This window comes from Anaeromyxobacter sp. SG66 (assembly GCF_022690805.1).
GTDB lineage: Bacteria > Myxococcota > Myxococcia > Myxococcales > Anaeromyxobacteraceae > Anaeromyxobacter > Anaeromyxobacter soli.
The window spans coordinates 1-21489 of the sequence record NZ_JALCZC010000074.1; the positions used below are offsets into that span (position 1 = coordinate 1).

23 protein-coding genes, 1 tRNA gene and 1 pseudogene are annotated in these 21489 nt (G+C 73.7%); 8 read left to right on the forward strand and 17 right to left on the reverse strand.

The genetic code is table 11. The features are described 5' to 3' along the window. The 3 genes from MNZ39_RS17285 to MNZ39_RS17295 all read left to right on the forward strand — a co-directional run. Positions 1-1666 (forward strand): DUF4388 domain-containing protein (locus MNZ39_RS17285; RefSeq protein ID WP_242340329.1); only part of this gene is annotated, 1666 nt, incomplete at its 5' end. A 72-nt stretch (positions 1667-1738) separates the two neighbouring features. Continuing rightward, positions 1739-2296: a peptide deformylase gene (gene def, locus MNZ39_RS17290; RefSeq protein ID WP_242340330.1), complete on the forward strand. Its 558-nt coding sequence runs from the start codon at positions 1739-1741 to the stop codon at positions 2294-2296. Between the two features lie 228 nt (positions 2297-2524). Then, positions 2525-2746: an anti-sigma factor gene (locus MNZ39_RS17295; RefSeq protein ID WP_242340331.1), complete on the forward strand. Its 222-nt coding sequence runs from the start codon at positions 2525-2527 to the stop codon at positions 2744-2746. Between the two features lie 12 nt (positions 2747-2758). Here the strand turns inward: MNZ39_RS17295 and MNZ39_RS17300 are convergent, their stop codons facing one another. After that, entirely contained in the window at positions 2759-3109 is a 351-nt protein-coding gene (locus MNZ39_RS17300; RefSeq protein ID WP_255821495.1) for a rhodanese-like domain-containing protein, read from the reverse strand. A gap of 126 nt (positions 3110-3235) precedes the next feature. On the opposite strand from MNZ39_RS17300, the gene MNZ39_RS17305 reads away from it, so the two are divergent. After that, complete coding sequence (locus MNZ39_RS17305) at positions 3236-4603, forward strand: FAD-dependent oxidoreductase (RefSeq protein ID WP_242340332.1); 1368 nt, start codon at positions 3236-3238, stop codon at positions 4601-4603. Positions 4604-4657: 54 nt separating this feature from the next. Here the strand turns inward: MNZ39_RS17305 and MNZ39_RS17310 are convergent, their stop codons facing one another. The 14 genes and pseudogenes from MNZ39_RS17310 to hisD all read right to left on the reverse strand — a co-directional run bounded on the left by MNZ39_RS17310 (position 4658) and on the right by hisD (position 16311). After that, positions 4658-5419, reverse strand: coding sequence for a ribonuclease HI family protein (locus MNZ39_RS17310; protein ID WP_242340333.1), 762 nt, complete (start codon positions 5417-5419; stop codon positions 4658-4660). A gap of 8 nt (positions 5420-5427) precedes the next feature. After that, entirely contained in the window at positions 5428-6168 is a 741-nt protein-coding gene (locus tag MNZ39_RS17315; RefSeq protein ID WP_242340334.1) for a zinc ribbon domain-containing protein, read from the reverse strand. A gap of 21 nt (positions 6169-6189) precedes the next feature. Then, positions 6190-6262, reverse strand: a tRNA-Ile gene (locus MNZ39_RS17320). Positions 6263-6300: 38 nt separating this feature from the next. Further along, on the reverse strand, positions 6301-8760 hold the full coding sequence (gene rpoD / locus MNZ39_RS17325; RefSeq protein ID WP_242340335.1) for an RNA polymerase sigma factor RpoD: 2460 nt from the start codon (positions 8758-8760) through the stop codon (positions 6301-6303). Further along, a complete protein-coding gene (gene dnaG / locus MNZ39_RS17330) occupies positions 8757-10631 on the reverse strand; it encodes a DNA primase (protein ID WP_242340336.1) in 1875 nt (624 codons plus the stop codon). Before dnaG ends, rpoD begins: the two co-directional genes overlap by 4 nt. A gap of 51 nt (positions 10632-10682) precedes the next feature. Beyond that, a complete protein-coding gene (locus tag MNZ39_RS17335; protein WP_242340337.1) occupies positions 10683-11132 on the reverse strand; it encodes a GatB/YqeY domain-containing protein in 450 nt (149 codons plus the stop codon). Between the two features lie 20 nt (positions 11133-11152). Continuing rightward, positions 11153-11347, reverse strand: a complete 195-nt coding sequence (gene rpsU / locus MNZ39_RS17340; protein ID WP_242340338.1) for a 30S ribosomal protein S21 — start codon at positions 11345-11347, stop codon at positions 11153-11155. Positions 11348-11479: 132 nt separating this feature from the next. Further along, positions 11480-11821, reverse strand: coding sequence for a phosphoribosyl-ATP diphosphatase (gene hisE, locus MNZ39_RS17345; protein ID WP_242340339.1), 342 nt, complete (start codon positions 11819-11821; stop codon positions 11480-11482). Positions 11822-11874: 53 nt separating this feature from the next. After that, positions 11875-12183 (reverse strand): annotated as a pseudogene (locus MNZ39_RS17350) (phosphoribosyl-AMP cyclohydrolase); the annotation flags it as partial. Beyond that, on the reverse strand, positions 12180-12941 hold the full coding sequence (hisF, locus tag MNZ39_RS17355) for an imidazole glycerol phosphate synthase subunit HisF (protein ID WP_242340340.1): 762 nt from the start codon (positions 12939-12941) through the stop codon (positions 12180-12182). The pseudogene MNZ39_RS17350 and the gene hisF, both read right to left, overlap by 4 nt. Before the next feature lie 9 nt (positions 12942-12950). Further along, positions 12951-13667, reverse strand: coding sequence for a 1-(5-phosphoribosyl)-5-[(5-phosphoribosylamino)methylideneamino]imidazole-4-carboxamide isomerase (hisA, locus tag MNZ39_RS17360; protein ID WP_242340341.1), 717 nt, complete (start codon positions 13665-13667; stop codon positions 12951-12953). Positions 13668-13676: 9 nt separating this feature from the next. Then, positions 13677-14291, reverse strand: a complete 615-nt coding sequence (hisH, locus tag MNZ39_RS17365; RefSeq protein WP_242340342.1) for an imidazole glycerol phosphate synthase subunit HisH — start codon at positions 14289-14291, stop codon at positions 13677-13679. Beyond that, positions 14288-14905, reverse strand: a complete 618-nt coding sequence (hisB, locus tag MNZ39_RS17370; protein WP_242340343.1) for an imidazoleglycerol-phosphate dehydratase HisB — start codon at positions 14903-14905, stop codon at positions 14288-14290. Before hisB ends, hisH begins: the two co-directional genes overlap by 4 nt. Then, positions 14902-16311, reverse strand: a complete 1410-nt coding sequence (gene hisD, locus MNZ39_RS17375) for a histidinol dehydrogenase (RefSeq protein ID WP_242340344.1) — start codon at positions 16309-16311, stop codon at positions 14902-14904. Before hisD ends, hisB begins: the two co-directional genes overlap by 4 nt. Positions 16312-16409: 98 nt before the next feature. Between hisD and MNZ39_RS17380 the strand changes: the two genes are divergently transcribed. Continuing rightward, positions 16410-17528, forward strand: a complete 1119-nt coding sequence (locus tag MNZ39_RS17380) for a VIT1/CCC1 family protein (RefSeq protein WP_242340345.1) — start codon at positions 16410-16412, stop codon at positions 17526-17528. Between the two features lie 39 nt (positions 17529-17567). Here the strand turns inward: MNZ39_RS17380 and MNZ39_RS17385 are convergent, their stop codons facing one another. After that, on the reverse strand, positions 17568-18248 hold the full coding sequence (locus MNZ39_RS17385; protein WP_242340346.1) for a hypothetical protein: 681 nt from the start codon (positions 18246-18248) through the stop codon (positions 17568-17570). Positions 18249-18380: 132 nt separating this feature from the next. After that, positions 18381-19694, reverse strand: a complete 1314-nt coding sequence (locus tag MNZ39_RS17390) for a flavohemoglobin expression-modulating QEGLA motif protein (RefSeq protein ID WP_242340347.1) — start codon at positions 19692-19694, stop codon at positions 18381-18383. Between the two features lie 144 nt (positions 19695-19838). On the opposite strand from MNZ39_RS17390, the gene MNZ39_RS17395 reads away from it, so the two are divergent. The 3 genes from MNZ39_RS17395 to MNZ39_RS17405 are packed head-to-tail and all read left to right on the forward strand — an operon-like array spanning position 19839 to position 21344. After that, the gene (locus tag MNZ39_RS17395) at positions 19839-20261 is read left to right on the forward strand and encodes a hypothetical protein (protein WP_242340348.1); all 423 of its coding nucleotides are present in this window, start codon (positions 19839-19841) and stop codon (positions 20259-20261) included. A 7-nt stretch (positions 20262-20268) separates the two neighbouring features. Further along, positions 20269-20613 carry a hypothetical protein gene (locus tag MNZ39_RS17400; protein ID WP_242340349.1) on the forward strand — a complete coding sequence of 115 codons (345 nt, stop codon included), beginning with the start codon at positions 20269-20271 and terminating at the stop codon, positions 20611-20613. 11 nt (positions 20614-20624) lie between these two features. Next, the gene (locus MNZ39_RS17405; RefSeq protein ID WP_242340350.1) at positions 20625-21344 is read left to right on the forward strand and encodes a secretion protein; all 720 of its coding nucleotides are present in this window, start codon (positions 20625-20627) and stop codon (positions 21342-21344) included. Positions 21345-21489 lie beyond the last annotated feature (145 nt).

Sequence of the window (21489 nt, forward strand, 5' to 3'; positions counted from 1 at the left end):
CCGCCGCGCCGAGACGGAGCGCCGGGACGCCGAGGAGCGCGCGCGCCGGGAGGCGGACCAGGAGGCCCGCCGCGCGCGAGACGCGGAGGAGAAGGCGGCGAGCGAGGCGGACGCTCGCCGGCGGCTCGAGGGCGAGCTCGAGCGGCTCCGGGTGCAGCTCGAGGAGGAGCGACGCGCCGCGGAGCAGCGCATCCAGAGCGTCATCGCGCGCGCCGCCGCCGAGGAGCAGGCCGCGGAGGAGCTCCGGCGCATCGCGGACGAGGAGGCGCGCGCCGAGGCCGAGGAGGCGGCGCGCAGGCGCGAGGCGGAGGAAGAGACGCTGCGCCGCGCGATCGAGAGCGCTCGCACCGAGATGGAGGACCTGCGCCGGCGCAGCGCCGAGGAGGCGCGGCGCAGGGAGGACGCGGAGGAGGAGCTCCGCCGGATCGCCGAGGAGGCCGCCCGCGAGCCGGAGGCGTTCCCGTTCCCCGACGAGGCTCTGGCCCCGTTCCGCGCCGCCCCCGCCACGTCGCCGTCCGACGACGCGGCGCGGCGGCGCGTGGCCGCCCTGCGCGGCCGCGAGCCCGCCGACGCGCCTGCGGCCGCGCCCCCGGAGTTCCTGGATCCGCCCGAGCCCGACGCCGCCACCCCCCGGCTTCCCCCGCCGCCGGCCGAGCTCCGCAGCGGGACCCTCGCCGACCTGCCCGCCCCGCGGCTCCTCGCGCTCGCGGCGCGCACGAAGGCGAGCGGCCGCATCGACGTCCAGGGCGAGGCGTCGCGCTCGATCCATCTCGAGGAGGGCCGCGTCGTCGGCGCGACGAGCGGCGATCCGTCCGACCGCATCGAGGAGCTGGCGCTCCGCTTCGGCCTCCTCACGCGCGACCAGCACCGCCAGATCGCGGCCGCCGCCGCGGCGCTTCCCTCGCGCCGGGCGGCGCTGCTCCTGCTCGAGCGCGGGTTCCTGAAGCCGACGGAGCTCACCTCGCTCGTGCGCCGCCGCGTCGAGGAGGTCGTGTTCGGCGTCTTCGCCGAGCCGGAGGCGCGGTTCCGCTGGGCCGCGGCGCACGTGCCGCCCGAGGAGCGCATCGCCCTCGAGCGCGGCCCGCTCGCGCTCGCCGTCGAGGGCGTTAGGCGCCGCTGGCTCGCCGCGCGCGTCGACGAGGTGCTCGGTGGCCCGGGCACCCTCCTCGTCCCCGCCGAGGGCGCGCCCGCGGTCGCGGACCTCGGCCTCTCGCCGGAGGAGCGGCGCGCCGTCTCGCTCGCCGACGGCCTCCGGACGCTCGACGAGATCGTCGCGGCGAGCCCGCTCGACGCGCTCTCGACCCGCCAGGTCCTCGCCGCCCTCGTCCTCGTGGAGGTGCTGCGCGTCCGGGTGCTGCAGGGGGGCCGCCCCGTGGCCGCGGCCACGGCGGCCATCGACGTGGCGCGGATCCGCGAGAAGCTCGATCAGGTGCGACGCGCCGACTACTTCACCATCCTCGGGCTCGGCCGCCTGTGCACCCCGCACGAGGTCCGGGAGGCGGCCGAACGCCTGTCCGCCGAGCTCGACGCCGCGCGGCACGCGGGCCTGCGCGGAGAGGGCCTCCCCGCCGTCCTCGACGAGATCCAGGGCGTCGTCACGGACGCCCGCGAGGTGCTCGCAGACGACCGGCTCCGCGCGGAGTACCTCGGCGGCCTGGGTGAATGAGCGCCGGGGAGGTGCGGCCGGCCCGCGCATGGATTAAGAAAGCGGCCGGACTCGTTGGAGTGACCTGACCTCATGGTGCGTGAAATCGTCATCTGGCCCGACCCGATCCTCAAGGAGGTCGCGAAGCCCGTCGATCGGGTGGACGACTCCATCCGCCGCCTGCTCGACGACATGGCCGAGACCATGTACGCCGCCGACGGCGTCGGCCTCGCCGCGCCGCAGATCGCGGTGCTGAAGCGCGTCATCGTCATCGACACCTCGCCGCGGCAGGAAGGGCAGAAGCTCCTCCACCTCGTGAACCCGGAGATCGTCCGCTACGAGGGGGAGACGACCTGGACCGAGGGGTGCCTGTCGATCCCCGGCGAGGCCGAGGACGTCGACCGCGCCGCGAAGGTCTGGGTGCGAGCGCTCGACTACCACGGCAAGCCGTTCGAGCTCGAGGCCGACGACCTGCTCGCCATCGCGCTCCAGCACGAGACCGACCACCTCCAGGGCACGCTGTTCGTGGACCACCTCTCGAGCCTGAAGCGCGAGCTCATCCGCAAGCGGATGAAGAAGCTCAAGACGCAGCGGGCCGAGGAGTCCGCCCGGGCAGTGAGGGACGCGCCCAAGCACGAGCGGGCACTTTAACGGGGGCTGCGCCCCCGCCCCGCCGAGCGAAGCTCGTCGGGGCCCCACCCCGGCTCGCCGGGTCCCGTGCGACGCCGCGGGCGGCTTCGCCGCTTCCGCGGCGTCGCCCCGGCGGGCTCGCTTCGCTCGCCTGTTAGCGAATCATGATCGGCCGTTTAGCCCCCGCAGGGCCTGGCTCCAGGCCGCGGCGCGGGGCTCGTACGTGGCGAGTCACGGGAGGTGCCCGCCATGCTCTCCGGCACGCTCGCCCCGCTGCGCTGCGACGAGCTCTCAGAACGGCTCTCCGAGCTGATCGACGGAGAGCGCGATCCTGCCGTCCTGGTCCGCGTCAGGCTCCACGTCGCCCGCTGTCCCCCGTGCGCGCGGCTCGCGCTCGAGCTGCTCGCCACCGTCGAGGCGATGCACGGGCTCTCCCGGCTCGTACGCCCGCCGCCGAGCGCGCTTCATTAGGCCGCTCGGGCGTCAGCGGCGGGACTCGGGCAGCCGCGCCGCGCGCCACGCCAGCATGCCGCCCGCGAGCTGTACGGCGTCGAAGCCGCGCTCTCGCAGCAGGCGGACCGCGGGCGGGCTGCGGTGCGCGGACAGGCAGATCGCGACGACGGGGCGCGCGCGATCCAGCGCGAGCGCCTCCAGCCCCGAGACGAGCGCCGTGATGGGGACGTTCACGGCTCCGCGGATGTGCCCCGCCGCGAACTCCGCCGCCGAGCGGACGTCGAGGAGGTGCGGCGCAGGCTTCTTCGAGATCCGGTCGTTCAGCTCGTGCGCCGCGATCTCCGGGACGCGCCCGAAGGGAAACCACCAGGGGAGCTTCATGCCGCCATGAGAGCCGCGCCGTCGCGGGCGGGTTCGGCGGCCGCCATCCGCGGCCGCCATCCGGGCGAGGCTCGCCCTCCCGGCGAACCGGCGCGCGTGCCGGCTGGCTCGCACGGGGGAGGGGCCATGGCACGAATCGTGGTCATCGGCGGCGTCGCGGCGGGCATGAGCGCCGCGAGCCAGGCGAAGCGCCGCGCGCCGGAGGCGGAGGTCGTGGTGCTCGAGCGCGGACCCCACGTCTCCTACGGCGCGTGCGGCATGCCCTACAACCTCCTCGACCCGTCCCGGCCGATCGAGGACCTCGTGGTGATCACGCCGGAGCGCTTCCGCCGCGAGCGCGGGATCGACGTCCGCACCGGGCACGCGGCGACCGGGATCGACGTGGAGCGCCGCGTCGTGCACGGGCGCGACCTCGCGTCCGGTCGCCCCTACGAGCTCCACTACGACGCGCTCGTGATCGCGACCGGTGCGCGCGCCGTCCGGCCGCCGCTGCCGGGGATGGAGCTCCCCGGCGTGTTCGTGCTGCGCGAGCTCACCGACGGCGCCGCGATGAAGCGCTTCCTCGCGGAGGCCGCGCCGCGGCGCGCGGTGATCGTCGGCGCCGGGTACGTCGGCATGGAGATGGCGGAGGCGCTGCGCGCGCGGGGCCTCGAGGTCACGGTGCTCGAGAAGCTCGAAGAGCTGCTGCCCGGCTTCGCACGCCCGCTGGTGGACGAGGTCGCGGCCGAGCTCGGGCGGCACGGGGTCGAGGCCCACACCGGCCTCGCGGTCCAGGAGATCCGGCGCGAGGGCCGAGGCCTCGTCGTGGCGACCGATCGCGGCGCGTTCCCGGCCGAGCTCGTGCTCGTCTCCGTCGGCGTGCGCCCGAACACCGCGCTCGCGCAGGCGGCGGGGATCGTCCTCGGCGCGAGCGGCGCGATCGCCGTCGACGACGCGCAACGGACGAGCGCGCCCGCGGTGTGGGCGGCGGGCGACTGCGCGGAGGCGCGGCACCTCGTCACCGCCCGCCCCGCGTGGATCCCGCTCGGGACGACCGCGAACAAGCAGGGCAAGGTGGCCGGCGCGAACGCCGCCGGCGCGGACGAGCGGTTCGGCGGGATCGTCGGGAGCGCTGCGTTCAAGGTCTTCGGGCTGGAGGTGGGGCGGACCGGGCTCGGCCCCGCGGACGCGAGCCGCTCGGGCCTCGACTTCGTCACCGCCACCTCGACGCACCGCAGCCGCGGTCACGCCTACCCCGGCGCGAGCACGCTCACCACGGTGCTCGTCGCGGAGCGCGGGTCCGGGCGGCTGCTGGGGGCCCAGCTGGTCGGCGCCGAGGGCGTCACGGGCCGCGTCGACGTGCTCGCGACGGCGCTCACCGCCCGGATGACGGTCTCCGACCTGGAGCAGCTCGATCTCGCCTACGCACCCCCGCTCGCTCCGGTGTACGACCCCATCCTCGTCGCGGCCGGCGTGACCGCGAAGGAGCTCGCGAAGGGCCGCCGGCCCTCCTGACGTCAGGGGCGCGCGAGGCCGCCGCCGTGGGGGCGGGAGGGTGAACCGCAGCGGCTACAGCCGCTCGTCGATGGCGCGATTCGACATCGCGTCCGCCTGCCCGTTCTCCTCGCGCGGGATGTGGCGGACCTGGATCCAGCTGAAGCCCTTGAGGAGCGCCTGCGCCTCGTCGTGGAGCGGCTTCAGGTGCTCGGCCTTCACGGCGTAGTCGCCGGCGAGCTGCTTCACGAGCAGCTCGGAGTCGGCGAACACCTCGAGCTCCTTGATGCCCATCGCCTTCGCGCGCCGGAGCCCGAGGATGAGCCCCATGTACTCGGCGACGTTGTTCGTGGACTCGCCGAGGAACTTGCCGACCTTCGCGACGATGTGCCCGTCGGGGCTCACGATCACGGCGCCGGCGCCGGCCGGGCCGGGGTTGCCGCGCGCCGCGCCGTCGGTGAAGAGCCGGGTGCGCTTCTCGCGCTCCTCGACCACGGCCGCCGCGGCCTGGGCCGCCTCGCGCTCCGCCTGAGCGGCGCGCTCGCGGCGGCGCTGCTCGCGCTCCGCCTTCGAGAGGTCCATCGCCTCGTCGAGCTCCGCGGCGGAGCGGGCCGCCGCCTTCTCGACGTCGGTCTGCTTGCGGACCTTGATGCCCTTCGAGCCGCCGGGGGCGGCGGCCTCTCGCGCCTTCTCCGCCTCCTCGATGCGATCGGCGGCGGCGTCGATGAGCTTGCCGAGGGTGTCGCGGTCGTACCCCGAGTAGCGCTGGAGCGTCCGGGGGAGCTGCTCGTTCGCGGCGATGAAGCGGAGGAGCTCGGCCAGGACGGACTTCGCCACGGGGCGCCCTAGGCCGGCGACGGCGCCGGCGGGTTCACCGCGTCGGCCGAGTAGATGATGCGGTGGCAGTTGGGGCAGGTCTCGATCGAGTTCGCCCGCTGCAGCGTGATGGCGAGCTGCGGGGGGATGTTCCGGTGGCAGCCCTTGCACGTCATGCCGACCACCGGCGCGACCGCGACGCCCGCCCGGCGCCGCTTGATGTTCTCGTACTTCGCGAGGAGGCCCGGGTCGACCTTCTTCGCGGCCTCGGCGCGGCGCGCGTCGAGCTCGCGGAGCTTCTCCTCGGCGGCCGCGGTGTGCTGGTCGAGCTCCTGCAGCTCGCCCTGCGCCGCGAGCTCACGCTCGGAGAGCGCGTCCGCCTTCGCGTCGAGCGTCTTGCGGATCTCGCCCGCCTGGGCGGTGAGCTCCTTCACGTGATCGCTCTGCGTCTCGTTCGACTTCTTCGCGATGTCGATCTCGCGGGACAGCGCGGCGTACTCGCGGGGCGTCTTGATCTCGCCGAGCCGGCCCTCCCACTTCTTGACCTTGTCGCGCTCCATCCCGAGGAGGCTGTCGAGCTGGCGCCGCTCGCGCTCGTTGCCCTCGAGGCGCAGCTTCTCGTCGTCGTAGGCCTTGCGGGCCTCGACGATCGCCGCCTCCACGGCCGTCCTCTTCGCGGGGATGGCGCCGAGCGCTCCCCGGACCTCGTTGGATTCGAGATCGATCTGCTGCAGCTCTTCCAGCGCCTTCAGCTTCTCACGCAACGACAAGGCTCTCGCTCCCTCGAATGATGGGCCCACCAGGATTCGAACCTGGATCGAATCGGTTATGAGCCGACCGCTCTGACCGTTGAGCTATGGGCCCAGGGTCCCAGCAGGCACCGTCTACCACATCACGACGACCTAGTTCTCCACGAAGCTCTTCAGCCGCTTGGAGCGGCTCGGGTGACGCAGCTTCCGGAGCGCCTTCGCCTCGATCTGGCGGATGCGCTCGCGGGTCACCTCGAAGTCCTGACCGACCTCCTCGAGCGTGTGATCGCTCTTCTCGCCGATGCCGAAGCGCATGCGCAGGACCTTCTCCTCGCGCGGCGTCAGCGTGGCGAGCACCTTCCGAGTCTGCTCGGCCAGGTTCATGTTGATGACCGCGTCGGACGGCGAGACGAGCGACTTGTCCTCGATGAAGTCCCCGAGGTGGCTGTCCTCCTCCTCGCCGATCGGCGTCTCCAGGCTGATGGGCTCCTTCGCGATCTTGAGGACCTTGCGGACCTTGTCGAGCGGGAGCTCCATCTTCTCCGCGATCTCCTCGGGCGTCGGCTCGCGGCCGAGCTCCTGCACGAGGTAGCGGCTCGTCCGGATGAGCTTGTTGATCGTCTCGATCATGTGGACCGGGATGCGGATCGTCCGCGCCTGGTCGGCGATGGCGCGCGTGATCGCCTGGCGGATCCACCACGTCGCGTAGGTCGAGAACTTGTAGCCGCGCTTGTACTCGAACTTGTCGACCGCCTTCATGAGGCCGATGTTGCCCTCCTGGATGAGATCCAGGAACTGCAGGCCGCGGTTCGTGTACTTCTTCGCGATCGACACGACGAGGCGCAGGTTCGCCTCGACGAGCTCGGTCTTCGCGCGCTCCGCCTTGTGCTCGCCGTCGCTGATCGTGCGGTAGGTGCGGCGGAGCTCGTCCACCGGGACCTCCGCCTCCTCCTGCACGCGCAGCATCTTGCGGTAGGCCGAGCGCACGGTGCGGTCGAGCTCCTCGACCTCCTCCGCCGAGCAGGCGAGCTTCTTCGCGAGCTTCTTGCGCGCGCCCTCGTCCTCGCGGGCCTCGCGCAGCAGGCGCCGGAGCTCGCGCACCGGCACGGACGTCGCGCGCTCGCAGTCGGCGAGCTCGCGCTCCGCCTCCTCCACGCGCTTGATGAAGCCCTTGAGGCGCAGGACGATCCGGTCGATCTGCTTCTTGTTGAGCTGGATCGCCTCGAGGTGCTCCATCATCTCGCCCTCGATCGCCTTGATCTCGGTGCGGAGCTCCTTGCGCTTCGGCTCGGACAGCTTCTTCGTCGCGAGCGTCTCCTTCACCTTCGCGACGTCGCCCTCGAGCTTGCGGATGAGGTCGATGTGCTTCAGCACGTGCTCGACCTTGCGCTCCTCCTCCTTCGGGATCTTCGGGCGCTCCGGCTCGGCGCCCTCGACCGGCGCGCCCTCGGCGACGGGGTCGGCGGCGACCTCGTCGCCCTCGACCTCGGCGCCGCCCTCGACCTCCGCCTCGAGCGACTCCTCCTCGCTCTCCTCCTCGCGCTCGGCCTGCTGCTCGTCGCCCGCGTCCTTGATGATCTCGCGGACCCGGATCTTGCCCTTGCGCAGCCGCTCGCCCAGCTCGAGGATCTCGCGGATCGCGATGCTCGACGAGAGCACCGCGGCGAGGATCTCCTTCTCGCCCTCCTCGATGCGCTTCGCGATCTCGACCTCGCCCTCGCGCGTGAGGAGCGACACCGACCCCATCTTCCGCAGGTACATGCGGACCGGGTCGTTCGACTTGCCGTAGCCGGCGTCCTCGTCCGGATCCTTCTCCTCCTCGACCTCCGCCTTGCCCTCGGGCTCCGGCGGCTTGTCGGGGAGCTTCATCTTCTTCTCGGCGCCGTCCACGACCTCGATGTCGTGCTCGCCGAACATCGACATGACGTCGTCGATCTGCTCGGAGCCGATGTCGGACGGGAGGGCGTCGTTCACCTCGTCGTAGGTGAGGAAGCCCTTCTCGCGGCCGCGCGCCATGAGCGCCTTCACCTCGGACCGCTCGGTGATGTCGCTCATGTCGTCCTGCGGCAGATCCTCGTCGAGGTCGTCGTCGTCGGCGGCGGCCTCGGCCTCCTCGCCCTCCTCCAGCCCGTCGGCCTCCGCCTCGTCGAACGGCACCGCGGCCTTCCGGAGCTTCGGCCCCTTGGTCTTGGGCGCGGGGCCGGCCTCGACGGCCGCGGCCGCGTCGAGCTTCTTCTTCGGGGCCTTCTCGGCCTTCTCCGCCTTCTCGGGGGGGCGCGCCGCGACCTTGTCGGCCCGCTGCGGGGGCGCCGCCTTCTCGGCCTTGCGCGCGTGCGCCGCCTTCTCGGCCTTCGCCGGGGGACGGGCAGCCTTCGCCGCCGGCTTCGCGGCGGGCTTGGCCTTCACGGCCTTCGCGAGCCGCTCCTTCTCCCGCGGCGACGGCTTCGCCTTCGTACGGGCGACAGCCTTCTTGAGCGGCTTCTTCGCGGCCTTCGTGGTCATGTGCTTCGGCTCCTTCAACGGCTCGGCTGCTCGAGGTGGCGCTTCCTTAACGTGCCTGGGGCGGGCGAGCCCGGCGAACTTCCCTAGAATGCTCCGCAGCTTGCGTTTCATCCGCTGCGCTCCAGCGACTGCAGCCGGCGCTGCAGGTCCCGCTTCTGGTTGACGAGCCGCTGGTAGCGGGTCGAGAGGTCGTCGACGGAGGCGCTCCCCGCCCTGGCGACCCGCTTCTCCGCCTCACCCATCTCCAACCCCAGCCGCTCCAGCTTCGATTTCACCGCCGCCTTCCGCAGCTCGGTCACGGCGCCCTCCACCGGAGGCCGCGCCGGCCCGACGATGTCCCGGACGCGCCGGAACGCGTCCTCGTCCCCCGCTGCGCGCACACGCGCCAGCGCCGCGTCGAGCGGCATCGGCTCGCGGATGAGATCCCGCGCGAGCTCGGCGAGGGGCCCTGGGGGCATGAGCCCGGGCAGCCCCTCCTCCTCCGCGACACCGGCCAGCTCGGCCGGAAACGCCACCAGCAGCCCCAGGGCGTCGGCGGCGGGCCCCGGAAGGAGCAGCTTCACCCGGCTCGTCGGGGCCGTCCTCGCGGGGGGCCTCGGCGGCACGGGCGCCGCTTCCGGGCGGGCGGGCGCTTGCCTCCTCGGCTGCTCCCCCTCGAGCTCGGCCCGGAGCGCGCCCAGGTCGAGGTCGAGCCGCTTCGCGATCGCGTCCTCGAAGACAGAACGCGCGAGACCCTCCGGCATCATCCGCACGAATGGCGTGAGCTCGCGGACGGCGGCGAGCTTCGCCTCCAGGGCGGCGTCCCGCGGGGCGCCCCCGCACGCCCGCTCGACGGCCCTGTCGATGAGGTGCTCGGAGAGCGGCGTCGCCTTGGCGAGCAGCGCCTCCATCCCCGCCCGCCCGTGGGCGCGCGCGTACTCGTCCGGATCGGTCTTGCCGCCCTGCGACGGCAGGAGGGCGACCTTGCCCGAGACGCCCGCCGGGAAGAGCGCCGCCGCCGCCTTGGCGGGGGCGGCGAGGCCGGCGACGTCGCCGTCGAAGAGGATCGTCACCTCGCGGCAGTCGCACCGACCGAGCAGCTCGACGTGCTCCGCCGTCAGCGCCGTGCCGCAGACCGCCACCGCGTTCGCGATCCCCGCCTGGTGGAGCCCGATCACGTCGAAGTAGCCCTCGACCAGCACGGCGGTGCGCGTCTTGCGGATGCTCTCGCGCGCGAGCTCCAGCCCGTAGAGGACCTTCGACTTCTTGTAGAGGGGGGTCTCCGGCGTGTTGATGTACTTCGCCCCGGCCTTGTCGGAGGCCTCGCCGGGCATGACGCGGCCGCCGAAGCCGATGACCTGCCCGTCCATGCCGGCGATGGGGAACATGAGGCGGTTGCGGAACCGGTCGTAGGCCCCACCCTTCTCCTTCTCGACGAGCAGCCCGGCGCGCAGGAGCGCGTCGGGGCCGATGCCCTTCTCCGCGACCCGCGGCACGAGGTCGCCCCAGCCGTCCGCGGAGATCCCGATCCGGAACCGCCGGATCGCCTCCTCGCCGATGCCGCGCTCCTCGAGGTAGCGCCGCGCCTGCGCGCCGAACCGGCTCTGCAGGCGCGCAGCCCAGTAGCGAGCGGCCGCGTCGCACGCCGCCAGCACCTCGTTGCGCTCCTTGCGGCGCCGCCGGGCCTCGGCGCTGTCCTCCTCCGCCGCCTCGGGGATCTCGACGCCCACCTCCTGCGCGAGCGCCTTCACCACCTCGGGGAACTCCTTGCCCTCGAGCCGCTGCAAGAAAGAGAACACGTCGCCGTACGCGCCACAGCCATAGCACTTGAAGTGCTTGTCCTCCGGGTAGACGTGGAAGCTCGGCGTGCGCTCCCCGTGGAAGACGCAGCAGCCCTTCCACGTCCGTCCGGACCTCTTGAGCTCCACGTGGCGGCCGATCACCGCCACGACGTCGACGCGATCCCGGACCTGCTCGATGAGCGCCTCGGGGATCAGGAGCATCCTCTTCGATGCGGATGCGCGCCCGTCCGCGCACCCGGCGGAACGTGAGCGCTACTTCGCGGCGAGGCGCGCCTTCACCATGTCGCTGACCGTCTTCCCCTCCGCCCGCCCCTGGACCTCCGGCAGGAGGGCCTTCATCACCGCCCCCATGTCCTTCGGCCCCTGCGCCCCCGTCTTCTGGATCGCGGCGTCCACCTTCGCGCGCAGCTCGTCCTCGCCGAGCTGTGCGGGCAGGTAGCCCTGGAGGACGAGGATCTCGGCCTCCTCCTTGTCCGCGAGGTCCGCGCGGTTGCCGGCGCGGTACTGCTCGACCGAGTCGCGGCGCCGCTTGATCTCGGTGGCGATGACGGCCAGCACGCCCGCGTCGTCGAGCGGCTTCATCACCTCGATCTCGCGGTACTTGATGGCGCTCTTCAGCATCCGGATCACGCTGAGCTTCGGCGCGTCCTTGTCCCGCATCGCGGCCTTCATGTCCGCGTCGAGCGTCTCCTTGAGCGCCATCGTCGACCCCTCCCGAGCGACTAGAAGGTCTTGCGCATCTTCTTCATCGCGCGCTTCTTGGCGGCGAGGGCCTTCTTCTTGCGCTTCACGGACGGCTTCTCGTAGTGCTCGCGCTTGCGGATCTCCGAGAGGATCCCCGCCTTCTCGCACTGCTTCTTGAAGCGCTTCATCGCATTCTCGAAGGACTCGCCGTCCTTGACGCGCACGCCGGTCATCCAGTTCGTCTCCGCTCTCTGTTTACTTCGATCTCGGGTTTACCGCCGAAACGCAAAACGAGCCGGGCACCCTCGGACGCCCGGCCCTCCGTGCGGCTGAGGGGCGGCTATTAGACGAAATCCTCACCCCTGTCAAGGGGTTCCGCCCCCGCCGGCCTTCTGCCGGCGAGGCCCGCCGTGGCGCCGCTCGAGCACCGCGTACACCTCCGCAGGCGTCACGTCCGCCGCCGAGAGGAGCACGTAGAGGTGATACAGCAGATCGGCCGCCTCATGGGCGACGTGGTCCTTCGTGTCCCGGCCGGCCTCGAGCGCCTGGTGGGCCTCGTTCACCTCGTACGCTTCCTCGATGATCTTCCGGCGGATGCGGGACGGGTTCGAGAGGAGCTGCCGGGTGTAGCTCTCGGTCGCGCCGAGGTCGGCCTTGCGCGACTCGATGGTCGCCCAGAGCTGGGCGAGGAAGCGTTCGTCTGCCATGGGATCTCCAGTATCTCCGAGAAGCAGCTCCGGGCGCCGGTGTGGCACGCGGGCCCGGTCTGCCGGACCACGTAGAGGACGGTGTCCCCGTCGCAGTCGAGCGCCATCGACCGGGTCTCCTGCACGTGGCCGCTCGTGTCGCCCTTCACCCAGATGGACTGCCGGCTTCGAGACCAGTACGTCGCCCGCCCGGTGCGAGCCGTGGCGAGCAGCGCCTCGCGGTTCGCCCAGGCGACCATGAGGACCGTCCCGTCCTCCTCCTGAGCGACCACCGGCACGAGCCCGCGATCGTCGAACTTCACCCGCCCGAGGAGCGCCTCGAGCGCGGCCGGGTCCGCGACGGGCGCCACGGGCCGCGTCACGGACGCACCTCGATGCCGCGCTCGCGCAGGTACGCCTTGGCTTCCTGCACGGTGTGCTGCCCGTCGTGGAAGATCGACGCGGCGAGCGCGGCGTCGGCGATCCGCAAACCCTCGGCGAGGTGCTCGAGGGTGCCGACGCCCCCGGAGGCGATCACCGGGATGGTCACCGCCTCGCACACGCGCTCGAGGAGCTCGAGGTCGTAGCCCGCCCGCGTCCCGTCCCGGTCCATGCTGGTGAGGAGCAGCTCTCCCGCCCCGCGCCGCGCGACCTCGCGCGCCCAGGCGACGCCCTCGAGCCCGGTCGGACGGCTCCCGCCCGCCACGTAGACCTCCCACTCCTGCGGCGAGGTGTGGGGCCGGCGCTTCACGTCGATGGCGACCACGAGCGCCTGCGCGCCCGCGATGCGCGACAGCCGGTCGACGAGCGACGGGTCCTTCACCGCCGCCGAGTTCACGGAGACCTTGTCCGCCCCGGCGTGGAGGAGCGCGACGAACTCCTCCTCGCTCCGCACGCCGCCGCCGACGGTGAGCGGCGCGAACACGCGCGCGGCGGTGCGGGTGACGAGGTCGAGCAGCGTCCCGCGGTTCTCCTGGGTGGCGGCGATGTCGAGGTAGGTGACCTCGTCGGCGCCCTGCGCGTCGTAGCGCTGCGCCGCCTCGACCGGGTCGCCGGCGTCGCGGAGGTTCTCGAACTTGACGCCCTTCACGACGCGGCCGCCCTTCACGTCGAGGCAGGGGATGATGCGCTTCGCGGGCATGTCCGGATCCTAGGAGACCGCCGCGGCGATCGCCGCCGCGAGATCGATGCGGCGCTCGTAGAGCGCCTTGCCGACGATGACGCCCGCGAGGCCGGCCGCGCGGCACGCCTCGACGTCCGCGAGGCTCGCGACGCCGCCCGAGGCGACCACCGGGATCCCTGCCTCCGCCTGGATGCGCGCCGCGCCGGCCGCGTCGACGCCGGTGAACATCCCGTCCCGCGCGACGTCGGTGTACTCCACGAGGCCGACCCCCGCCGCCTTCACGCGGCGCGCGACGTCCACCGCGGAGAGCCCCGTCCCCTCGAGCCAGCCGGCGATCTTCACCTCGCCGTTCCGGGCGTCGATCCCGGTGCGCACCCTGCCCGGGAACCGCTGGCAGGCCTGCTCGACGAGCCCGAGCCGCTCGACCGCCGCGGTCCCGAGCACCACGTAGCGGACGCCGAGCGCGAGCACCTTCTCGATGTCGGGGAGCGACCGGAGGCCGCCGCCGAGCTCCACCTCGAGCCCCGGCACCTCGCAGATGGCGCGCACCGCGTCGAGGTTGACCGGCCAGCCGGCCTTCGCGCCGTCGAGATCCACGACGTGGAGGAGCGTCGCCCCGGCGCTCGCGAACTCCGCCGCCTTGTCGGCGGGCCGCCGGGCGTAGACCGTCTTCGTCGCGAAGTCGCCCTTCTCGAGCCGGACGGCCTCGCCGTCCATGAGGTCGATCGCGGGGATGACGAGCATGGCGGGCTCCTAGATCGAGACGAACCGCTCGAGCAGCGCGAGCCCGACCTTCTGGCTCTTCTCGGGGTGGAACTGGACGGCGAAGAGGTTCTCGCGCGCGAGCGCCGCGCAGTAGGTCGTGCCGTGCGTGGCGACGAGGGCGACGCCGGGGGCGTCGGCCGGGGCCGCGTAGGAGTGGGCGAAGTAGACGTAGGCGCCGTCCATGGGCGCGAAGATCGCCGGGCGCGCGCCCACGAGGCGCACCGGCGACCAGCCGATGTGCGGCAGCTTCACGCCCTCCGGCAGGCGCCGGATGCGGCCCGGGAGGATGCCGAGCCCCTTCGCCCCGCCCGCCTCCTCGCCCTCCTCGAACAAGAGCTGCAGCCCCACGCAGATGCCGAGCACCGGCGCGCCCCGGCCGATCGCCTCGCGCAGCGCGTCGGCGACCCCACTCTGCTGCATCGCCGCGGCGCACTCCGGCATCGAGCCCTGCCCCGGCACGACGACCCGATCCGCGCGCCGGACCAAGTCCGGATCGCGCGTCACGACGACCTCCGCGCCGACCTCGCGCAGCGCGTTCTCCACCGAGCGCAGGTTCCCCGCGCCGTAGTCGACGAGGGCGATCGTCCCGGGCGGCTTGCTCACAGCAGCCCCTTCGTGGACGGGAGCGCAGTTCCCTCGCGAGCGGTCGCAGCCCGGAGCGCGCGCGCGGTCGCCTTGAAGATCGCCTCCACCACGTGGTGCAGGTTCCGCCCGTAGCGCACGTTCACGTGCAGGCAGATGCGGGCGTGGTTCACGAGCGCCTGGAGGAAGTCCTGCGTCAGGTCCACGTCGTAGCCGCCGATGAACTTCTTCCCGGAGGGGAGCTTCGCGTTGAACGTGAGGTGCGGCCGGCCGGAGAGATCCACCACCACCTCGGCGAGCGCCTCGTCGAGCGGGACCACCGCGTGGCCGTAGCGGGCGAGGCCCGCCTTGTCGGCGGTCGCCTGCCGCAGCGCCTCGCCGAGCCCGATGCCGACGTCCTCGACGGTGTGGTGCGCGTCCACCTCGAGATCGCCCTTCGCCCGGATCGCGAGCGTCATCCCGCCGTGGCGCGCGATCTGGTCGAGCATGTGATCGAAGAACGGCAGCCCCGTGGCGATGCTCGACTCGCCCGGCGCGAGGGAGAGCTCGACCGCGACGTCCGTCTCCTTCGTCTTGCGCGCCACCTGGCCGCGCCGCGCGCTCGCCGCGCCGCTCCGTCCCCCCGAGCGCCTCACCGCGTCCTCCTCCCCGCCGCCGCGCGGGAACCCCGCTTCGCGGCGCCCGCGGGCCGCTTCGCCGTCCGCCGCGTGGCGCGCTCGCGCGCCGCCGGGGCCGCCTGCTTCCCGACCCGCACCGCCACCGCGCGCCAGTGGCCCTCGAGGCCCTCGGCCCTGGCGAGCGCCTCCACCGCGGGCGCGACCTTCGCGAGCGCGCGCGGCGAGAGCTCGAGGACGCTCATGCGGCGGCGGAACGTCGCGACCGAGAGCGGCGAGGCGAACCGGGCCGTCCCGGCGGTGGGCAGCACGTGGCTCGGGCCGGCGAGGTAGTCGCCCACGGCCTCGGGCGTGCTCGTCCCGACGAACACCGCGCCCGCGCGCGAGAGCTTCGAGACGAGCGCCGGGGCGTTCCGCGCGTGCAGGGCGAGGTGCTCCGGCGCGAACGCGTCGGCGAGCCGCACCGCCTCGGCGAGATCCTTCGTCACCACGGCGGCGCCGCGGTCGTCGAGCGACCGCCGCGCGATCTCCCGGCGCGGCAGATCGGCGAGCTGCCGGGTGAGCTCCGCGAGCGTCGCCTCGGCGAGCCGCGCCGAGGGGGTGACGAGGACCGACACCGCCCGCGCGTCGTGCTCGGCCTGGGCGATGAGGTCGCTCGCCACCTCGGCGGGATCGGCCGCGGCGTCGGCGAGGACCAGGATCTCGCTCGGTCCGGCGATCATGTCGATGTCGACCTGGCCGAACACGAGCCGCTTCGCCGCCGCCACGTAGGCGTTGCCCGGCCCGCAGATCTTGTCGACGGCCGGCATCGACGCGGTCCCGTACGCCATCGCCGCGACGGCCTGGGCGCCGCCGACCCGGTACAGGCGCGAGACGCCGGCGACGTGGCACGCGGCGAGCGTCCAGGCGTCCATCTCCCCGGTCCCCTTCACGCCGGGCGAGCAGACGTAGACGTCGCGCACACCGGCGACCCTCGCCGGGATGGCGGTCATGAGCACGGAGGACGGGTAGCGCGCGGTGCCGCCGGGCACGTAGAGCCCGGCGCGCGCGAGCGGCCGGACGACCTGCGCGAGCGTCGCGCCGATGGCGTCGCGGCGCGCCGGCACCTCCGCGTCGCGCTCGCGCCGGTGGAAGTCCGCGATCCGGCCCGCCGCGAGCTTGAGCGCCCGCCTCCCGTCCGCCGGCAGCCCCTCGAACGCCGCCCGGAACGCGTCCTTGCCGAGGACGAGCCCCTCCGGTCCGCCCGGCTCCCAGCCGTCGAAGCGCCGGGTGTACTCGAGCAGCGCGGCGTCGCCGCGGGCGCGGACGTCCTGCACGATGGCCAGCGCCGCCTCGCGGACGGGGGCCTCGTCCTCGTCCGAGCCGCGCGCGCAGACGCGCGCCCACGCTTCGGCGAACGACGGTTCACGGGTATCGAGCTTCTGCACGGCGCGTTCTCCGGGGGTCCATTTCTATAGACCACCCGCCCCGTCCGTGGCGAGCCTTCCGGGCCCGGGGGACCACGGCCCTGCTACATTCCGGCCCCATGACGGCCCCGCGCACCGATCTCTGGCTCCAGAACCTGCTCGACGAGCGCGACGGCGCCGCCCTGTACGAGGGGCTCGCGCGCCACGAGAAGGACCCCGCCCGCGCCCAGAGCTTCCGCGAGCTCGCGATCGCGGAGCGGCGGCACGCCGAGCTCTGGCTCCGGAAGCTCGAGCGCGAGGGGGTCGCGGTCCCGCCGGACCGGCCGAGCTCGCGCGTCCGCGCGCTCGTCTGGCTGGCGCGGCGCCTCGGCTCCGCGGCCGTGGTGCCGATGGTCCTGGAGACGGAGGCGGGCGACGCGGACAAGTACGATCGCCAGGGTGGAGAGGCACGCGCCATCGCCGAGGAGGAGCGCGCGCACCGCCAGGCGCTCGTGGGCATGAGCGAGGGCGCCCCCACGGACGCGCGGGAGATCATCGCCTCGCGCGAGCGCTGGCACCGCGCCGGACGCAGCGCCGGGTCGCTCCGCGCGGCCGTGTTCGGCATGAACGACGGGCTCGTCTCGAACCTCTCGCTCATCCTCGGCGTCGCCGGCGCCGGCGTCGCGCCCGGCACGGTGGTGATCACCGGGTTCGCCGGGCTCCTCGCCGGCGCCTTCTCGATGGCGGCCGGCGAGTTCACCTCCGTCGCGAGCCAGCGCGACCTGCTCCTCCGTCAGGTGGAGCTGGAGAAGCGCGAGATCGTCGAGGCGCCGGAGGAGGAGGCCGCGGAGCTCACCCTCATCTTCAAGCAGAAGGGGCTCTCCACGGAGCAGGCGAGCCGCACCGCCGCCGAGCTCCTCAAGAACCCCGACAGCGCCGCCGACACCCTCGTCCGCGAGGAGCTGGGGCTCGACCCCGAGGACCTCGGCTCCCCCATGCACGCCGCCGTCGCGTCGTTCGTCCTCTTCTCGCTGGGCGCGCTCGTCCCGGTGCTGCCCTTCCTCTTCACCACCGGCACGCCCGCGGTGGCGATCGCCTCCGCGCTCGCCGGCGGGCTCCTCGCCGCGGTGGGCGGGCTGCTCGGGTTCCTGTCCGGCACGAGCGTCTTCCGCTCCGCGGCGCGCATGGTCGGCCTCGCCGCGGTCGCGGCGGGCGTCACCTACGCGGTCGGGCGGCTCTTCGGCGCGACCGTGAGCTGAGCGGAACCCCGCCCGGAGCGCCGCCCGGCGCGGCGCTCGCTAGAACGCGATCCGGAGCTCGAGCCGCGGCGCGAGGACGACGTGGGCGCCCAGCGCGCTCCCGTTGCGGTCCGCCTGGCCGGTCGCGGTGCTGCTCACGCTCGCGTAGGAGGCGGTGACGAGGGGCGTCGCGATGCGGAGCGACAGCGAGCCGGTGAGCGTGCGGTCGAGCGCGATCCCGCCGCTGACGCCGACGAGCCGGGACCGGTAGGTCTCCTCGAGGTCGCCCCCGGCCGGCGAGGGCGTCGTCTCGCTCGCGCGCACGAAGCCGCCCTCGATCGCCCCGACGATCGAGAAGTCGACGGGGGCATCGCCAGGGGTCAGGACGCGGCGCACGCCGACCGAGGCGAACGCGCCCGTGACGGTCTGGTCCGTGGGCGAATAGGTCGAGCCGGACGGCGGATCCATCTCACGCCGGTCCCCGCCCCCCGCGAGGCCGAGGACGATCCAGGTGCGCTCGCCGGCGCGCCGCTCGAGGGAGGCGTTGACGCTCGGGATCGAGGCGTCGATCGACGTCACGTACGCGCCCGAGGGCAGGAGGATCGCCGAGATCGGGTTGCCGACGAGCGTCCAGCTGAGACCGCCGCCGAGCGACCACTCCGCTGGCGAGGCACCCTCGGCGAGGGAGAGGGTGGGTGTCAGCAGAGCGGCCAGGAACAAGGGGACGGCGAGTCGGCGCATGAGGAGGTCCATTCACGCGCAGCGTAGCAGAGCGCTGCCGCACGTCGAGCGAATCGTCACCGTGCGTCGAATCGCGCTGGGGCCACCTCGACCCGCACTGGCACCCTGCACTGCGGGCCGCCCCGCGCGCCGCTACTCCCCCTGGTCCCCCTCGTCCTCGCCCACCGTCCCTGCGCGCTCCTCGCTGTCCTCCCGGAGCGGCGGGGCGAGCTCCACCGCGGGCCGCCCCTCCTTCCGCCGCGCCGCGTAGTAGCGCGAAACGCTCGGCAGGCTGAACCGGTTCATGGTGACGCTGTGGGTCGCGAGCGCGTTCAGGCGATCGATGTCGATGAACCACTCCGGCAGGAAGACGGGCCCGACGCACAGCCCGTCCTCCACGAGGTCACGGACGAGCTCGGCGTCGTCCACGCTCATCTTCCCCGCGAGGAACGCGCGCACGAGCTCCACGTCGCGCTGCTCGAGCGCGGCGCGGAGGAAGTTGAAGGTCCGGCAGTAGCCGCGCTGGTAGGCCGCGTCCTTGGTGAACGGGGCGCCGCCCTCGAGGATCCCGCCGCGGAACACGCGCTCGCTCATGAGCGCCGCCTTCTCGGGCGGGAAGCGCGCGAGCAGGTAGCGGTACACCTCGAGGAAGTCGGCCCCCCGCGCGGCCATGTCGATCGCGATGGTCCGCTCGCCGAGCTCGATGTAGCGCTCGTCGGTGATGTGCCCGGTGAGGAACTCCGCGACGATGCCGCCTCCCTCCTGCGACTCGGTGAACCGGGGGAGCCCCACCCCGAGCACCGTGAGCACCGGCTGGCGGAAGCCGTTCAGCGAGGTGAGCACGTGCCACAGCCCCTCGTGGTGGGCGAGCGCGTGGACCTGCCGCTCCGAGAACCGGGCGCCCGTCCTGAGCGTGATGCGCGTCGCGCCCGCCGCCGCGTTCGCGGTGAGCCGGGAGGTCACGACCGCGGACACGTTGCCACCGAGGAGCGGGGTGCAGAGCTCGACGATGCGTTTCGCGGCCTCCTCGGCCGAGTAGATCTGCTGCTCGTCGCGCGCCCGCGGCCGCGACGCCCACATGCGCGCGATGGCGAGGTTGTCGACGTTGTGGTCGGGGAAGCGATCGCGCGGGTCGCCGTAGACGCGGCGCGAGATCTCGTAGAAGCGCCGCGTCCCGCGAGCGGCGAGCATCTGCGCGAGCGCGATGAACTCGTCGCACTTCTTCCGCAGCAGGTCCTCGACCGGGTTCTTGCCGCGGATCTGCCTGCGGAGGGCGCGGAGCTCCCTCACCTTGTCCGCGGGGACGAAGCCGAGCGCCGGGTACTCGGGACGCGGCAGCTCCTTCGCGCCGTGCCGGAAGAACCGCTCGTGGACCTGCGCCGACCAGTTGATGGCGCGGAGGACGCGGATCGGGCGCTGGGCGTGGACGATCTGATCGCTCAGGCGGCGAAGGTACTCGCGCGACACGCGGGCGACCCTACCACGGCCGCGTCCGCGCGCCGGCCGCGAGGGGCCGTGCTGCGTCCCTCCCCGCGCGCCGCAAGGGCGAGCGCTCGCAGGAGATGCGGCGCGGCACGCCGGTTGCTCACCGCCCTGCCAGGAGGCCACCCCATGAACCCGATCCCGTCCATCCACGTCGCGAACACCACCGAGCGCAAGACCGAGCCGGACCGCTTCGGCGCGGCCCTCCGCACCGCCGCGGCCAGCGCGGCCCGCGGGGTCGCCGCGTCGGTCGAGCTCGCCGCGCCGTTCGTGCCCGGCGGCACCGTCGTCTCCGGGGCCCTGCGCTCCGCGGCCGGCACGCTCGCGAGCGGTGGCGCCACCGGCGGGGCGCACGTCGCGGAGACCGCCGGCGCCGAGGGGGACATCGTCGCCGCGACGCGCGCCCTGCAGCAGCAGTCCCAGAGCTTCAACCTCCAGTACCTGCAGCTGCAGGAGAACATGCAGCGCGAGAGCCGCGAGTTCGCCGCGCTCTCGAACGTCATGAAGGTGAAGCACGACAGCGCGAAGTCGGCGATCAACAACATCCACTGAGGCCGCCATGCCCATCGCGCCCGTGGGCGCTGCCGGCGCGGCCATCCGGCCCGCGCCGGTCAGGCCCGACAAGCCGAGCTTCTCCACGCTGCTAGAGCCGCGGGCGCCCGCGGCGAGCGCCCCACCCCCGCGACCGAGCCCGGCGCTCGCCGCGCTCGAGGGCGTGGAGCGCGCGCAGCGGCGCCTCGAGGGCGTCCTCGCCGCGGCGCGGCAGGGCAGGACCTTCAGCGCCCAGGAGCTCCTCGGCCTGCAGGCCGAGGCATACCGCGTGGTCCAGACCGTCGATCTCGCCTCGAAGCTCGTCGAGCAGGGCGCCCAGTCCGTGAAGCAGGCCCTCAACACCCAGGTCTGAAGGAGATCTCCATGCGACGTGCGCTCCCGCTCCTCGCCCTCGCCACGCTCCTCGCCGGCTGCGGGGACGACGAGCTCTTGCACGGCCTGGAGGAGGCCCAGGCGAACGAGATCCTCGTCGCACTGGACGAGGGCGGGCTGTCCGCGACGAAGGCGCGCGAGGAAGGCTCGGAGGGGCGGTGGACCGTCTCCGTGAGCGGGCGCGACGCGGCGCGGGCTCACCGGATCCTCGCCGAGCGGGAGCTGCCGAGGCCGCGCCCGGCGGGGTTCGGCGAGGTGTTCGGCAAGGGCTCGATGGTCCCGACCGCGACGGAGGAGCACGCGCTGTACCTGCACGCGCTCTCGGGTGAGCTCTCGCGCAGCGTGGAGAGCATCGACGGCGTCGTCGAGGCGCGGGTCCACCTCGGCCTGCCGCAGCCCGATCCTCTACGCCCCGGCGAGCGCCCACCGCCGCGGGGTGCGGTCCTCGTCAAGTGCCGGCCTGCGGCCTGCGCCTCGGTGCGAGCCCTGGAGCCCGGGATCCGCGCGCTCGTCGCGGGCGCGGCCGACGGGCTCGAGCCGTCGGCCATCTCGGTGGTGATCGCGCCCGGCGCCGAGGCACCTGCGCCCCCGGCGCCCCCGGCCCGTCGCTCACCGCTGCTCCTCGGGCTCGCCGCGCTGGCGGGGCTCGGCGGTGCGGCGCTCGCCGGCGTCGCCGTCTCCGGACGGCTCCGGGGCGGAGGAGCCCCGTGAACCCGGCGGACCGTCTCCTCGCGTCCCTCGCGGCCGCCTTCGCGCCCCAGCGCGCCGCCGCCCTGCTCGCCCGGCTCGGCTCCGCCGACCTCCGGGAGGTGCGCGCCCACGCGGAGCGGCTCGCGCCGGGCTCGCGGGCCGAGCG